The following is a 13,733-nucleotide window of genomic DNA, read 5'->3' as shown; positions in this document are numbered from 1 at the left end:
CCTTGTCAGTTGGTCTCGTATTCGCCCGTGATGCCCACGCGCACGGTGATCTCCGGGATCGTGAGCTCTTCTTTCTGACCGCCGGCTGCACCACGCGCCCCTGGGGGTGTATAACCGCCCGTCTCCGTCACCCGCACGACCTCGGCGACCGTCGTCCCGAGCGCCGACGCGAAATCGTCCGCTTTGGCGCTCGCATCCCGCACTGCGGCAGCGCGCAGCTCCTTGGTGACGCGGAGCTTCGTCGCCTCAGTCAACGCCCACGAAGCCGAGACCGTGGCGCCGAGCGTGCTCAACTCCGCGACCGCATCAGCGACGCGTGCGAGCTGAGCGAGCTTGATCCGTACGGTGCCGCTCGTGACATGATCCTGGTGCTTCCTGCCGTCCTTGTCGGTCCATGTGCGCACGTTCGTGGCAAGAGGATCGACGGAATGCCACGTCGCCGCGCCGGAGTCGCGCAGCTGCGTTGCTTCCAGCGCTATCCGCGCGTGCACGGCGGTGCCCTCAGCAATCGACTCGGAACGATCACGATGTGCGACCGCGACGTGAGCCGTCAGCGTCGCCCGTTCCGCGGCGAGGTGCCTCTCACCGAGACCATCGACCGTGATCACCGTCATGATCGGATCATGCCGTGACGACCTGCGCGGTGCCGGGCTTGGCGTCCGGGCCCATCTCGGCGGCGATGCGATTCGCTTCCTCGATCAGCGTCGCGACGATGTCGGCCTCGGGCACGGTCTTGATGACCTCGCCCTTGACGAAGATCTGACCCTTGCCGTTGCCGGAGGCCACGCCGAGGTCGGCTTCGCGTGCCTCGCCGGGGCCGTTCACGACGCACCCCATCACCGCGACGCGCAACGGCACCGTCATGTCCTTCAGGCCCTCAGTGACGTTGTCGGCAAGCGTGTAGACATCGACCTGCGCACGTCCGCACGACGGGCACGAGACGATCTCGAGCTTGCGCTCTCGTAGATTCAGCGACTGCAGGATCTGGTGGCCGACCTTGACCTCTTCCGCGGGCGGGGCGGACAGCGAGACGCGGATGGTGTCGCCGATACCTTCCGACAGCAGGATTCCGAACGCGGTCGCCGACTTGATCGTGCCCTGGAACGCGGGGCCGGCTTCGGTCACGCCGAGGTGCAGGGGCCAATCGCCCCGCTCAGCCAGTAGGCGGTAGGCCTTCACCATGACGACCGGATCATTGTGCTTGACCGAGATCTTGAAGTCGTGGAAGTCGTGCTCCTCGAACAGCGATGCCTCCCATACGGCGCTCTCCACGAGCGCCTCTGCCGTGGCCTTGCCGTGCTTCTGCAGGATGCGCTTGTCGAGCGAGCCGGCATTCACGCCGATGCGGAGCGAGACGCCCGCAGCCTTCGCGGCTTCGGCGATCTTGCCGACGTTCCCGTCGAACTCGCGGATGTTCCCTGGGTTCACGCGCACGGCTCCGCAGCCCGCGTCGATCGCGGTGTAGATGTAACGCGGCTGGAAATGGATGTCGGCGATCACCGGGATCTGGCTCTTCATCGCGATGATCTTCAGTGCATCCGCGTCGTCCTGATGCGGCACCGCGACGCGCACGATCTCGCAGCCGGAGGCGGTGAGCTCGGCGATCTGCTGAAGCGTGGCATTGATGTCGGTCGTCTTCGTCGTCGTCATCGACTGGACGCTCACGGGCGCATCGCCACCGACGAGCACCTTTCCGACACTGATCTGTCGGGACTTGCGACGAGGACTCAGGACTTCGGGGACGCGCGGCATCCCAAGATTCACTGCAGGCACGTACCCAGGTTACGCCGCCGCGGTGGCCGGAGGCTGGAACCCGGCTCCATGCACACCGGTTTCGGATGCTGACGGGTCTGAGCCGGTCGTCGCATTGTGATAGTTTCGGCCCATGCTCGCGAACTTCACCTGGTGGCCCGCCTCCTAGGCGGTGTGTTCGCGTTCCCACGAATCCAGACCGCCTCCGGGGCGGTCTTTTCGTTGAGCCGAGCCGGAGCCCTGCACAGGAGATCTCGATGACCGATACCGCAGCCCTGCTCGCCGCACTCGTGCGGGACCCGGAGGCGTCTTTCGTGCTGATCGCCCGCGACGGCGCCCAGAGCGTAGAGCTGCTCACCGGAGACGTCGAAGACGTCGATCTGCTCGCCGACATCCCGCTCACGGTCGACGGTGCTGCTCGCGAGGTCTTCGCGATGGTGCCTTACCGCCAGGTGCGCGAGCGCGGTTTCGAGGCGCAGGATGACGGCACACCGCTGCGGTGTCTGCTCGTCGACGAGCATGAGCACCTTCCGCTCCGCGAGGTCGTGGAAGCACTGCCTCAGGATTCTGTGCCGCTGAAAGATGCCGGCTTCGACATCAGTGATGAGGACTACGCCCAGGTCGTGACCCGTGTGATCGCCGATGAGATCGGGCGTGGCGAAGGCGCGAACTTCGTCATCCGCCGCGACTACACCGCCACCGTCGGCCTCGGAACCGACGATCTCGGCGCCGACGACCGGGTGCGCGCCGAACGAACGGCGGCTCTCACGTGGTTCCGAGCTCTGCTGACGCATGAACGGGGTGCCTATTGGACCTTCGCTGTCATCACGCCGGGGCACATCGCGGTCGGCGCAAGTCCAGAAGCGCATGTCGTCGCACGTGACGGCATCGTCACCATGAACCCCATCTCCGGCACGTTCCGCCACCCCGCGGGTGGCGCGACGAAGGAGACGCTCGTCGAGTTCCTCTCATCCACCAAGGAGACCGAAGAGCTCTTCATGGTCGTGGACGAAGAACTGAAGATGATGAGCGCTGTGTGCTCGGACGGCGGCCGGATCACCGGCCCGCACCTGAAGCAGATGTCACGTCTCACCCACACCGAGTACATGCTGCGCGGGCGCAGCCGGCTCGACCCGCGCGACATCCTCCGCGAGACCATGTTCGCCCCGACGGTGACCGGTTCTCCCATGCAGAACGCCTGTGCCGTCATCCGACGCCATGAGATGAAGCCGCGCGGCTACTACTCCGGTGTCGCAGCGCTCTTCACACCGAACGGCGACGGCGGCCACGACGTGGATGCACCCATCCTGATCCGCACCGTGTATCTGGAGAACGGTCAGCTCCGTGTGCCTGTAGGGGCGACGCTCGTGCGCCACTCCGACCCGTACGGAGAGGTGAGCGAAACCCATGGAAAAGCCGCCGGTGTGCTCGGCGCCATCGGTGCGATCCCTCGCGACGTCGTCGCCGAGACCAAGATCGACCCGGATGCTCCCGCCGCCGAGACTTCGCTCGCAGATGACCCGGAGGTCGCTGAGCTGCTCGCCTCACGCAACTCACGGCTGGCCGAGTTCTGGCTGAACCCGCAGGAGGACGGCACTGCCGGGCCGTTCGCCGGGCGCCGTGCGCTCGTGGTCGATGCCGAAGACCGCTTCACGACGATGCTGGCCCACCAGCTGCGCCACCTCGGCCTCGACGCCAGGATCGTGCCGTGGAGCGACGTCACGGATGCGGATGTCGACGGTGCTGAGCTGCTGGTCGCCGGACCCGGCCCCGGGGATCCTCGTGATGCGAGCATCACGCGCGTCGCGCGCATGCGCGAGGTCGTCGCCCGTCGCCTGGATGCCGGCGCGCCTCTGCTCGCAGTGTGCCTCAGCCACCAGATCCTGGCCGACCGGTTCGGCATCGAACTCGCACCGCTCACGGCACCGCACCAGGGCTTGCAGAAGATCGTGCCGATGTTCGGCGAGGATGCCTCGATCGGGTTCTACAACACGTTCACGGCCCGGGTCTCCCCCGGCACGACCGTTGCGGGTGCCGCCGAAGTGTCTGCCGACGCCACAACCGGCGACGTCTACGCCCTACGTGGACCCTCGTTCGCGTCGGTGCAGGGGCACCTCGAATCGATCCTGTCTCGCGACGGCATCCGCACGCTTGAGCGCCTGATCAGCGACGCACTCGCCTGATGATCGGCTAGCGGTCAGTCACCAGGTGTTCCATGCGGGTTCTCGTTCTGGTGCGGGTTCTAGTTCTCGTGCGGGTTCTCGTGCGCGTTCGGTGTTGAGGGCGTTGTCGACCGCGGTGTAGTCGAGGTGGGGTGATCGCCATTTGGCGTAGGGGTCCCACCAGCCGGGTCCTCGGATTTCGGGGAGTCCGTGGTGGATGCGGATTCTCCAGGTGCCGTCGTCGAGGGTGCGGTGGTGGTGCCAGCACAGGGGCACACCGTTGCTGGTGTGGGTGGGTCCGTCTTGGGCGTGTTCTTGGACGTGGTGGATCTCGCACCATTCGGCGGGGATGTGGCAGCCGGGGATGAGGCATTCGCGGTCGCGGAGCACGATCGCCCGTCGTTGGGTCGCGTTGAACAGGCGTGCGCTGGTGCTGATTCCGACGATCGCACCCTTGTCATCGAACAGGACACGTTGGACGCCGCCCGCACACCCGGCGTGGTCGGCGGCGCCGAGCGGGACGTCGTATCCGGCGCCTTCGACTTTGGCGCGTCCGGTGCGGTGGGCGAAGTCTTCTGCGGTGACGGAGACGACCAGCGTCGGTGCAGCCCCACCCAACATGGGCATGCCTCCGGATGCGGCAGCGACCATCAGTACGGTCGCGAACGCGTCGTGACGCTTCTGGGCGTGCGTGCGCAGGTCCGCCCCGCCTGCGGGCGGAGAGGCCGCCTTGTGGGGCTCGAGCCCGTCCGCACGATCCGAATGTTCCCCGGCCCCGTACTCGGTGCTGCTGGAGGCGTACTTCGCCGCGAACCCCGCATCACCGGTGCCGTCACGGTCGTCGTCGCCGGTGCCGTCATCGCGTTCGCTGGTGCCGTCGTCACGGCGCTCACCGTCGCCATCATCGTCCGAGGGCCGGAATCGCACCGTACTGCCGGAGCCCTCGTCGCCCGCTTTCGGATTCAGGAGGCTATCGATGAGTTTCTGCAACTGTGCCGCGACCTCCGGCAGCAACTCTCCCCGCACCGGCACGGACCCGTCGCGGAGCTTCCCGATCGTGAAATGCCGGCGCCGCTTGCCCGCCCGATCCGATGGCTCGGCGCCATCCGGATCCAACCGGGCCACGATATGCGCGACCAGGGCGGCGAGCTCATCCGTCGTCGGCAACGGCCCACGCTCACCGTCTCCCGGATCCGTGCCGTCCACCGGCAGCCCGGACGCGAAGCGTGCCAGCACCGCATCCGACGCCAGCCGATCCGCCACCCCGATCCGGGCCGCTTTCAGCAACGGGACCGTGCACGCCAAAAACCCACCCACAGACAGATATCCGTCCGCCAGTGCCGCCGCCAGCTCGGGGAACTTCCCTGGCAACAACGCACCCGAGGTGATGTCCTGCTCCCGACGCACCGCCCCGGCCGCGGCCACATACCGGCGTGCGGCAGGACCATCCACGAGCAGCGTGCGTCGCAGCACTTCTGCCGCATCACGGCATCCCGCCCTGGTCGAGAAACGTGCATCACGCTCCACCTGATCCCGCTCCACGACCTGGTCTGTCACCGCGACGATCGCACCATCCAGGCGTCGCTGCACACGCCCCAACACCTGCATCACATCCAACAGTTCGGTGTCGTTCGCGAAGCGTACCCCGCCATCTGCACCGCCACCCGCACAGGAAGAACCCACCGCATCGGCCAACAACCGATCGATGCTCTCCAACTCCTCCACAACTGATGCCATACCCCCATTCAACCCAGGGCCACCGACATTCAAACCCCAGATCAGACCACATTCACCACCCGTGGATAACCACCCAAGAACGCGCACTTGTGGAGGAAGAGTGGCGGCGCGTACCGAGCAACGTGGAGCGCCTAGCCGAGCAGGTCGACCGGGTTCACGAGATCCGCGATCATCAGCAGCGCGCCCATTCCGATCAGCAGCACCGCCACGATCACCGTCAGCGGCACCAGCCGCGTCGCGTCCACCGGTGCGGGCGGCGGACGACGGAACAACTTTGCCCAGGCGCGCCGGATGCCGTCCCACAGAGCGACGACCACGTGCCCGCCGTCCAGGGGCAGCAGCGGGATCAGGTTGAAGACGAACAGGGCGATGTTGAGTGATCCGAGCAGGTTGAGCAGCACGACGAACCGGTTCAGCACCGGAGCGTCCGTCGCGGCGACCTCGCCCGCGAGACGGCCGACCCCGACCACGCTCAACGGCCCGCTCGGGTCGCGGTCGGCGCCCGTGAACAGCGACACCCCGACGCCCCACAGCTTGACCGGCAGCGTCGCGATCAGGCCCACCACGCGCCCGACGTTCTCGCCCGCGAGCTCGGCCCCGGTACCGATCGGCTGCGGCACGTAACCCATCTGCGAGAGCATGCCCACGTAGCCCACCTCAGCGACGACCTGCGTGCCGTCGTCGTCGAGCAATGGCTGCCCCGAGGCATCCGTGAGTTCACGTTCCGCGGCAATGGGTGTGATCGTCAGATCCACGTTCTCGCCGTCGCGCAGCACGACCATATCGAGCTGCTGCCCAGGAGCAGCCTGCACGATCTCCGTCGCTTCGGCGAACGTCGAAACCGGAGTTCCGTCCACCGAGACCAGTACATCCCCAGGCAGCACCCCCGCCTCAGCCGCCGGCGTCGCAGGATCGCCCGGCTCGCACTCGGTCTGCGACGTGCCTGCGGGGAGCACGCACTCGTTGACGCCTGCGATGGTCGTCGTGCCCTGCTGGAGACCGATTCCGGATGCCAGCACGGTGAAGATGATGATGGCAAGGATCAGGTTCATGATCGGGCCGCCGAGCATCACGACGATGCGCTTCCATACCGGCAGCTTGTAGAAGACGCGCTCTTCAGCGCCCTCCGCGATGGTCTCGTCGTTCGCCGATCTCGCATCCTGCACGAGGGTGCGGAAAAGACCGCGCACCGGCTTGCCCTCGGATGCTGGATACATACCCGACATCGAGATGAATCCGCCGAGGGGAAGAACCTTGAATCCGTACTCGGTCTCGCCGATCTTCTTCGACCAGAGACGTGGACCGAAGCCGATCATGTACTGCCCCACGCGCACGCCGAACAGCTTCGCCGGCACGAGATGGCCCACCTCGTGCAGACCGATCGATAGACCGAGCCCGACCAGCATGAACAGGATGCCGGCGACGTACAACAGGATTTCCACGTCCCAACGCTACTGCGCGCGAACTAGGAATCCGCCGCATAGGCTGGAACCGTGACCTCTCGGCAGCTGCGACTCCTCCGCGGAGCAGCTGCATCGTCGATCGCGACGATCATCGCCGCCGTCTCGCACACGATCGGCGGTGGTGCGCCTCCGCATCCATTGCTGGTCATCGCGCTCAGTGTCTTCCTCTCCCCGCTCGCAGCACTGCTGGTCGGGCGCACACCAGGAATGGCACGTTTGAGCGCTGCCGTGGTGGTCTCGCAGACCGTCTTCCATGTGCTCTTCGTCGTGCTCGGTGCGACCGCGGCACCCACTGTCAGTGCGGGCCATCATCACGTGATGACGCTGGATCCACTGACCTCGACCGTCACACCGGATGCCGGGATGCTCGGCGCGCACGTCGTGGCCGCCGCCCTCACTATCGCGTTGCTCTGGCGCGGCGAGCAGTTGATGCGCATCATCGCGCGATGGGTGCATGCTCTGCTGCGGACGCGGATGCCACGACTGCACGCCGACTGGCCCGTGCCGGCATCCTTCGCGATCACCGCGCGCAACGCGATCACCAGCCTGCTCACCGGAGACATATCCCGGCGCGGGCCTCCGGTCTTCTCCCGCGGCTGACCAGTCGCACATGTTCACTGCCGTGACACGGCATCCTTCGCGGTTCAGCGCGCCATCCGCGCGCCCGCACGCAGAATCTGCTCTGCACCCGAACACAGGAGAACTCTCATGTCTCGAATCACCCGTCGCGGCGCGCTCGTCGCCGCCCTCGCTGCAGGCATCGTCCTGGCCGCGCCCGCCGCTGCCCAGGCACACGTCGGTGTCAGCCCCGATGCCCTCGAACCCGGCGGCTCCACCGTGCTGACCTTCGCATTCACTCATGGTTGTGAGGAGTCCCCCACGACCGCATTGCGGATCACGATGCCGGAAGGCCTGGCATCCGTCGCCCCCACAGTCGACAGCAACTGGGACATCGCCGTCGAGCGCGCGGACAACGGTCTCGTCTCCGCCGTGACGTACACGGCCGTCGCCCCGATCCCCAGCGGCCTGCAGGGAACCGCGAGCATGGCGGTGCAGCTCGGCGAGGATGCGCCGGAATCGCTGGCGTTCCCCGTGGAGCAGCAGTGCGAGAGCGGCGTGAATGAGTGGGTGGAGCTCGCAGAGGAAGGCTCCGACCCGCACGACCTCGACTCGCCTGCACCGGTCGTGACCGTGGCCGCCGACGGCGACAGCGCGACGGATTCCGCTCACGCGGCACATTCGGACGCACAGCAGGAGACGTCGGAAGCGTCCCCCGCGAGCGTCATCCTCGGCGGTGCAGGCCTGCTGGCAGGCATCGCCGCGCTCGTCGTCGCCGTACTCGCCTACCGCCGCTCGGCCTGACCCTTGTGAGCGGCCGCCCGTGGTGTGCCTGAGCGCGCTCCGGGCGGCCTCTCGTGAGATCATTGTGATGCCATGTCGACCACACAGCCCAGCCTTCCTCCCGTGCTCCGTCCAGAAGCTCCGCCACAGCGGAATCTGACGGATCTCGCCGCCCGATTCGCCACCGCCACCCGCGGTGAGATCAGCAATGTCACCCTGACCGGAATCACTCTCGCGACCGCTGATCTGCGTGCCGGAGAGGCTTTCGTCGCCATCCAGGGGGTCAATCAGCACGGTGCGATGTTCGCCGCCGCTGCCGCCGAGAAGGGCGCCGTCGCCGTCATCACCGATGAGGCCGGCGCAGACATCGCAGGCAACATCGGCCTGCCCATAGTGATCGTGGATGACCCCCGTGGCGTCCTCGGCGCGCTCAGCGCCTGGGTGTACGGCACCGGTGCCGAGGACGATCTGCCGCTGCTCTTCGCCACGACGGGAACGAACGGCAAGACGAGCGTGTCGCATCTGCTGGAGGGGATCCTCGACCAGCTCGGCGTCATAACCGGGCTGTCGTCGACTGCCGAACGGCACATCGCCGGTGAGGTCATCATCTCCCGCCTGACGACACCGGAAGCATCCGAGATGCATGCACTCCTCGCGCTCATGCGCGAGCGAGACGTCGAGGCCGTGGCCGTTGAGGTGAGCGCCCAGGCGCTGTCGCGCAAGCGCGTCGACGGGCTCGTGTTCGACGTCGCCGGCTTCACGAACCTCAGCCACGACCACCTGGACGACTATGCGGACATGGAGGAGTACTTCGCCGCGAAGCTCCCTCTGTTCAAGCCGGACCGAGCCAGGCGCGCAGTGATCTGCCTCGACTCCGCCTCCGGCGTGGATGTCGTCGCCGCCGCCGAGATCCCGGTCGTCACCGTCGGCACCCCCGCGATCGCCGCGGACGCATCCGTTGCGGCAGGCGCCGACTGGGTGGTGACGATCGACGAAGAACGCCAGCGCGGCACACGCTTCACGATGTCCGGCCCCGAGGGACGCACCCTCACCACGGTCGTGCCCGTGATCGGTCCGCACATGGCGGCGAACGCCGCGCTCGCTATCGTCATGCTGCTCGAAGGCGGGTACGAATGGGAGCGCATCACCGCCGCTCTCGAGCGTGACGGACGCATCGATGCGTACCTGCCAGGACGCACCGAACTCGTGTCCGGCGAGAGAGGCCCAGCCGTCTTCGTCGACTTCGGCCACTCACCGGACGCCTTCGAGAAGACCCTGGCAGCAATCCGCCGTGTCACACCGGGACGCACGCTGATGCTCTTCGGCGCCGACGGCGACCGTGATGCCACCAAGCGTCACGACATGGGACGCACGGCCGTAGAGGGCAGCGACATCCTCGTCATCACCGACCACCACCCTCGGTTCGAGGATCCGGAATCGATCCGCGCGACGCTCATCGAGGGCGCGCGGATGGCGCGACCGGATGCCGAGATCCACGAGTACTCCCCACCGGAGAAGGCGATCATCGCTGCGGTCGGCCTCGTCGGTGACGGCGACGCGATCCTGTGGGCCGGTCCCGGCCACCAGGACTACCGGGACATCCGTGGCGTTCGCACGCCGTACTCCGCGCGCGAGCTCGCCCGCAGGGCGCTGCGCGATGCCGGCTGGCCGGTGCCGGAGCCGCACTGGCCGGTGCCGTACCCCGACTGAGCCGCGCTGAGAAGGGCGTCGCGCTCAGGATGCAGCGATCAGACGATCCGCTGTCGCGCGTGCCCAGGTCTCGGCTTCTGAGAGCGACTCGATCGTGAGCTGGTCGGGCGCCTCATGAGCGTCCACGACGCGGGCGATGGTGTCGACGATTCCCAGGAACGACAACCGTCCTTCATGGAACGCATCCACGGCTTGCTCGTTCGCGGCGTTGAAGACCGCGGGAAACGTGCGTCCGGCGCGCCCCACGCTCTTCGCGAGCCCGACGGACGGGAATGCCGAGTCATCGAGTGGCTCGAAGTCCCAGCTGGTCGCCTGAGTCCAGTCGAGTGGACGCCCGACGCCTCCGATCCGGTGCGGCCAGTCGAGGGCCAGCGATATCGGCAATTTCATGTCGGGCGGTGACGCCTGAGCAATCGTGGAGCCGTCGATGAACTCGACCATCGAGTGGACGATCGACTGCGGATGCACGACCACCTGGATGTCCTCGTAGTCGACATCGAAGAGCAGGTGCGCCTCAATGACCTCGAGGCCCTTGTTCACCAGCGTGGCGGAGTTGGTCGTGACGACGCGCCCCATCGCCCAGGTCGGGTGCGCGAGGGCCTCAGCCGGTGTGACGGCCACCATCTGATCGCGTGTGCGCCCGCGGAAGGGACCGCCGGATGCCGTGACCACGAGCCGCCTGATCTCATCGTGCGTCCCGGATCGCAATGCCTGCGCGAGCGCGGAGTGCTCGGAGTCGACGGGTACGATCTGTCCCTCTGCCGCCAAGGACTTCACCAGTTCTCCGCCGACGATCAACGACTCCTTGTTGGCGAGAGCCAGCGTGCGCCCGGCCTTGAGCGCCGCGAGCGTGGATCCCAGCCCGATCGATCCGGTGATCGCGTTGAGCACGACATCCGCATCGACGTCGCGGACCAGCTGCTCGGCCTGCTCAGCGCCGAGAGCAGTGTCTTCGACCTGGAACTGCTCTGCCTGCTGGCCGAGCAACTCGGCGTCGCTGCCTGCAGCGAGCCCGACCAGCTCGAAACGACGAGGATTGGCGCGGATCACATCCAATGCCTGCGTGCCGATTGAGCCGGTGGAGCCGAGGACGATGATGCGACGCATACCGTCAGCCTATTGCGCGGCAGCGATCTACGCGGTGAGGTAGGAGATCGGTCAGGCGGCTGCCGGGTGCATCGTGGCGAGGATGTCGATCACGAAGACCAGCGTCTGCCCCTTGAGATCTTCATCGTTGATCTCGCCCTCGCCGTATCCGGCCGCCGGCGGGATGACGACCAGCACCTGCGAGCCGACCTTCTGCCCTGCGAGCGCCTGTACGAACCCGGGGACGTAGCCGTTGCCTTCGCTGGTGATCGGCGCACCGTTGGCCCACGAGGAATCGAACGTCTCCCCGTTCTCCCAGCCCACACCGTGGTACTGGAGAAGCGTGGTGTCGCCGTCGCCCACCGCGATGCCGTCGCCCTGCTTCAGCACCGAGATCTGGACCTCAGTGGGTGCTGCAGAATCCGGAATCTCGACGGTCGGTGCCCCGTCGTCGTCGAGTGTGACGGCCGGCATTCCATCGACGGGAGCCTGCTCCTCGCCCCACGCAGCGGTGGGAACGATGTCGAGCACATCGAGGATGTAGTACTGCGCTGCCGCGTCCTCTGTCGTCGGGAACACGATGGAGAGTCGCGAGCCTACGCTCGCACAGCCGATGAGCTGGCCGAGCGGTGCATCTGCCGTCAGCGCGGCCGGAAGAAGCTCGCCATCCGTGTAGCCGGCGTCGCCGAGGCGTTCACCCGTGTCTCCGTCGAAGGCGCTCAGCGCGTAGCGCACGTAGTCACCGTCAGCGATCGTGTCGCCGTCGCCCTCACTGATCACGGTGCGCTCGGCTGCGTCGACCTGAGCGCCGAGCTCGAACGTCGCCTCAGATGCTGTCCCGAAATCACCCTCGACGGTCACACCGTCAGAGGCGTCACCCGATTCGACCGCTGCCGAGCAGAGGTCGGCAGCCGGGGTTTCGGCGTCATCCCCTGTCGTGCCCTCTGTGCCAGCGCATCCGGCGAGCAACATGGTCGCGACGGCGATGGTGGACAGAGCGATGAGCGAGCGATTGCGCACAGTGAAACCTCATGATCGTGGGGAGGGACACTCCATACTGTCGTATTCGCCTTTGCCCTCGCTGAGAGCAGTCGCACCCGATGCCCCGCAGCGCCGTGCAGGTCGCATTCCACGGATGGCATGGATCGCGGAGTAGCCTGATCTGATGACCTCTGAGCAGTCTGCCGTTCCCGAGCCGACCGTGGAATCGGATCAGGAGCAGACGACAGAGGAAGCCGTTGCACCTCGTCGCGCCGGAGCCACGTATGCGCTCGGGCGAGCCGTGATCGGTTCCTTGGCGCGACTCATCTACCGGCCGCACGTCGAGGGTCGCGACCGCGTCCCGCTCCAAGGCCCGGTGATCTTCGCCAGCAATCATCTGTCGTTCATCGACTCGATCGCGATTCCGGTCGCCGCGCCCCGTCCCGTGCATTTCCTCGCCAAGTCGACGTACTTCGAGGGCACCGGGTTCAAGGGTGGGGTCATGCGGACCTTCTTCCAGTCCATCGGCGCGATTCCGGTGCGCCGCGGGGCCGGTCAGGCTGCTCTTGACGCTCTTGATCAGCAGCGCCAGCTGCTCGATGAGGGATTGGCCGTCGCGCTCTACCCCGAAGGCACCCGTTCCACGGACGGACGCCTGTACAAGGGCCGCACAGGTGCAGCCTTCCTCGCCCTGCAGACCGGGGCCCCCGTGGTGCCGGTCGGACTCATCGGCACGGACAAGGCCATGCCCAAAGGCGCGAAGATGCCGTCGCTGAAGGAGCGCATCACCGTGCGTTTCGGTGATCCCATCGACGTGACAGTGCATGGTGCCGCTACCAGCGGCAAGGCGAGGCGGCTCGCGACCGACCAGATAATGACGGCGATCCACGCGTTGAGCGGTCAGGAACTGGCAGGCGTCTACAACGAGCCGCCCGCTCAGGGACCGATCGAGAAGATCAAGCAGGCTCTTCCGCACGAGCGGCGCTGACGCTCGCTTCATGGCGGACCGGGAAGTTCACCGAGTTCGCGATGAAGCACATCCGGTGCGCGTCATCGTGCGCGCTTTCGGCCGCAGCGATCATCGAGGCATCCGCCACGACCACTTCCGGCCGCAGCAGCACGTCGGTGAAAGCACCGCCGCCTCTGCCGTCTTCGCGCATGACGCCGCTCGCGCGATCGCGGTACGACACGACGACGACGCCTGCGCCGACGCACGCATGCAGATACGACAGCAGATGGCACTCGGACAGAGCGGCGATCAGCATGTCTTCGGGATTCCAGCGTGCAGCGTCACCTCGGAACGGCTTGTCAGCCGAGGCGAGCATCTCGGGCTTGCCCTGGATCTCGATCGTGACATCCCTGGAGTAATCCCGATACCCGCTCGTCCCGGTGCCCCGGTTACCGTGCCAGGTGGCGGTGAGAGCGTAGTGATGTTCGCTGAGGCTCATGAGGTCAGTCTGACACGGTGCGGCTCGGTGCCGGTGGAGACCTCGGCGATAGG

At 66.8% G+C, this 13,733-nt stretch carries 12 protein-coding genes; 5 read left to right on the top strand and 7 right to left on the bottom strand.

The window, feature by feature from the left end; all coding sequences use genetic code 11:
* Positions 1 to 5: 5 nt before the first annotated feature.
* Entirely contained in the window at positions 6 to 614 is a 609-nt protein-coding gene (locus QFZ46_RS16845; protein ID WP_307363353.1) for an SIMPL domain-containing protein, read from the bottom strand.
* Between the two features lie 7 nt (positions 615 to 621).
* On the bottom strand, positions 622 to 1,773 hold the full coding sequence (gene ispG / locus QFZ46_RS16840) for a flavodoxin-dependent (E)-4-hydroxy-3-methylbut-2-enyl-diphosphate synthase (RefSeq protein WP_307363352.1): 1,152 nt from the start codon (positions 1,771 to 1,773) through the stop codon (positions 622 to 624).
* 236 nt (positions 1,774 to 2,009) lie between these two features.
* Here ispG and QFZ46_RS16835 point away from each other — a divergent pair, with 236 nt between their 5' ends.
* The gene (locus QFZ46_RS16835; RefSeq protein ID WP_307363351.1) at positions 2,010 to 3,935 is read left to right on the top strand and encodes an anthranilate synthase family protein; all 1,926 of its coding nucleotides are present in this window, start codon (positions 2,010 to 2,012) and stop codon (positions 3,933 to 3,935) included.
* An 18-nt stretch (positions 3,936 to 3,953) separates the two neighbouring features.
* On the opposite strand, the gene QFZ46_RS16830 is transcribed toward QFZ46_RS16835, so the two are convergent.
* The gene (locus QFZ46_RS16830; protein ID WP_307363350.1) at positions 3,954 to 5,651 is read right to left on the bottom strand and encodes an HNH endonuclease signature motif containing protein; all 1,698 of its coding nucleotides are present in this window, start codon (positions 5,649 to 5,651) and stop codon (positions 3,954 to 3,956) included.
* A gap of 131 nt (positions 5,652 to 5,782) precedes the next feature.
* Positions 5,783 to 7,093 (bottom strand): M50 family metallopeptidase, encoded by a 1,311-nt coding sequence (locus tag QFZ46_RS16825; RefSeq protein WP_307363349.1) that lies wholly within the window; start codon positions 7,091 to 7,093, stop codon positions 5,783 to 5,785.
* Positions 7,094 to 7,144: 51 nt separating this feature from the next.
* Here QFZ46_RS16825 and QFZ46_RS16820 point away from each other — a divergent pair, with 51 nt between their 5' ends.
* From QFZ46_RS16820 to QFZ46_RS16810, 3 genes are all read left to right on the top strand, one after another.
* On the top strand, positions 7,145 to 7,714 hold the full coding sequence (locus tag QFZ46_RS16820; protein ID WP_307363348.1) for a hypothetical protein: 570 nt from the start codon (positions 7,145 to 7,147) through the stop codon (positions 7,712 to 7,714).
* Positions 7,715 to 7,822: 108 nt separating this feature from the next.
* Positions 7,823 to 8,476: a YcnI family copper-binding membrane protein gene (locus tag QFZ46_RS16815; protein WP_307363347.1), complete on the top strand. Its 654-nt coding sequence runs from the start codon at positions 7,823 to 7,825 to the stop codon at positions 8,474 to 8,476.
* 72 nt (positions 8,477 to 8,548) lie between these two features.
* Positions 8,549 to 10,165 carry a Mur ligase family protein gene (locus QFZ46_RS16810; RefSeq protein WP_307363346.1) on the top strand — a complete coding sequence of 539 codons (1,617 nt, stop codon included), beginning with the start codon at positions 8,549 to 8,551 and terminating at the stop codon, positions 10,163 to 10,165.
* 24 nt (positions 10,166 to 10,189) lie between these two features.
* On the opposite strand, the gene dxr is transcribed toward QFZ46_RS16810, so the two are convergent.
* Complete coding sequence (gene dxr, locus QFZ46_RS16805) at positions 10,190 to 11,272, bottom strand: 1-deoxy-D-xylulose-5-phosphate reductoisomerase (protein ID WP_307363345.1); 1,083 nt, start codon at positions 11,270 to 11,272, stop codon at positions 10,190 to 10,192.
* Between the two features lie 51 nt (positions 11,273 to 11,323).
* Positions 11,324 to 12,271, bottom strand: coding sequence for an FKBP-type peptidyl-prolyl cis-trans isomerase (locus QFZ46_RS16800; RefSeq protein ID WP_307363344.1), 948 nt, complete (start codon positions 12,269 to 12,271; stop codon positions 11,324 to 11,326).
* A gap of 145 nt (positions 12,272 to 12,416) precedes the next feature.
* On the opposite strand from QFZ46_RS16800, the gene QFZ46_RS16795 reads away from it, so the two are divergent.
* Positions 12,417 to 13,220 (top strand): lysophospholipid acyltransferase family protein, encoded by an 804-nt coding sequence (locus QFZ46_RS16795; protein WP_307363343.1) that lies wholly within the window; start codon positions 12,417 to 12,419, stop codon positions 13,218 to 13,220.
* Here QFZ46_RS16795 and QFZ46_RS16790 read toward each other — a convergent pair.
* Positions 13,189 to 13,680 carry an OsmC family protein gene (locus tag QFZ46_RS16790; RefSeq protein WP_307363342.1) on the bottom strand — a complete coding sequence of 164 codons (492 nt, stop codon included), beginning with the start codon at positions 13,678 to 13,680 and terminating at the stop codon, positions 13,189 to 13,191. The two genes, QFZ46_RS16795 and QFZ46_RS16790, sit on opposite strands and share 32 nt — an antisense overlap.
* Positions 13,681 to 13,733: the final 53 nt, after the last annotated feature.

It is taken from the genome of Microbacterium murale (assembly GCF_030815955.1).
Classification (GTDB): domain Bacteria; phylum Actinomycetota; class Actinomycetes; order Actinomycetales; family Microbacteriaceae; genus Microbacterium; species Microbacterium murale_A.
Note: the sequence above shows the minus strand (reverse complement) of the source record. Positions and strands in the feature narration are given on the sequence as shown.

Excerpts from the sequence above, each read along its gene's own strand:
- QFZ46_RS16845 (WP_307363353.1), bottom strand. The coding sequence starts at position 614 with ATGACGGTGATCACGGTCGATGGTCTCGGTGAGAGGCACCTCGCCGCG.
- QFZ46_RS16835 (WP_307363351.1), top strand. The coding sequence starts at position 2,010 with ATGACCGATACCGCAGCCCTGCTCGCCGCACTCGTGCGGGACCCGGAG.
- QFZ46_RS16830 (WP_307363350.1), bottom strand. The coding sequence starts at position 5,651 with ATGGCATCAGTTGTGGAGGAGTTGGAGAGCATCGATCGGTTGTTGGCC.
- QFZ46_RS16815 (WP_307363347.1), top strand. The coding sequence starts at position 7,823 with ATGTCTCGAATCACCCGTCGCGGCGCGCTCGTCGCCGCCCTCGCTGCA.
- QFZ46_RS16810 (WP_307363346.1), top strand. The coding sequence starts at position 8,549 with ATGTCGACCACACAGCCCAGCCTTCCTCCCGTGCTCCGTCCAGAAGCT.
- dxr (WP_307363345.1), bottom strand. The coding sequence starts at position 11,272 with ATGCGTCGCATCATCGTCCTCGGCTCCACCGGCTCAATCGGCACGCAG.
- QFZ46_RS16795 (WP_307363343.1), top strand. The coding sequence starts at position 12,417 with ATGACCTCTGAGCAGTCTGCCGTTCCCGAGCCGACCGTGGAATCGGAT.
- QFZ46_RS16790 (WP_307363342.1), bottom strand. The coding sequence starts at position 13,680 with ATGAGCCTCAGCGAACATCACTACGCTCTCACCGCCACCTGGCACGGT.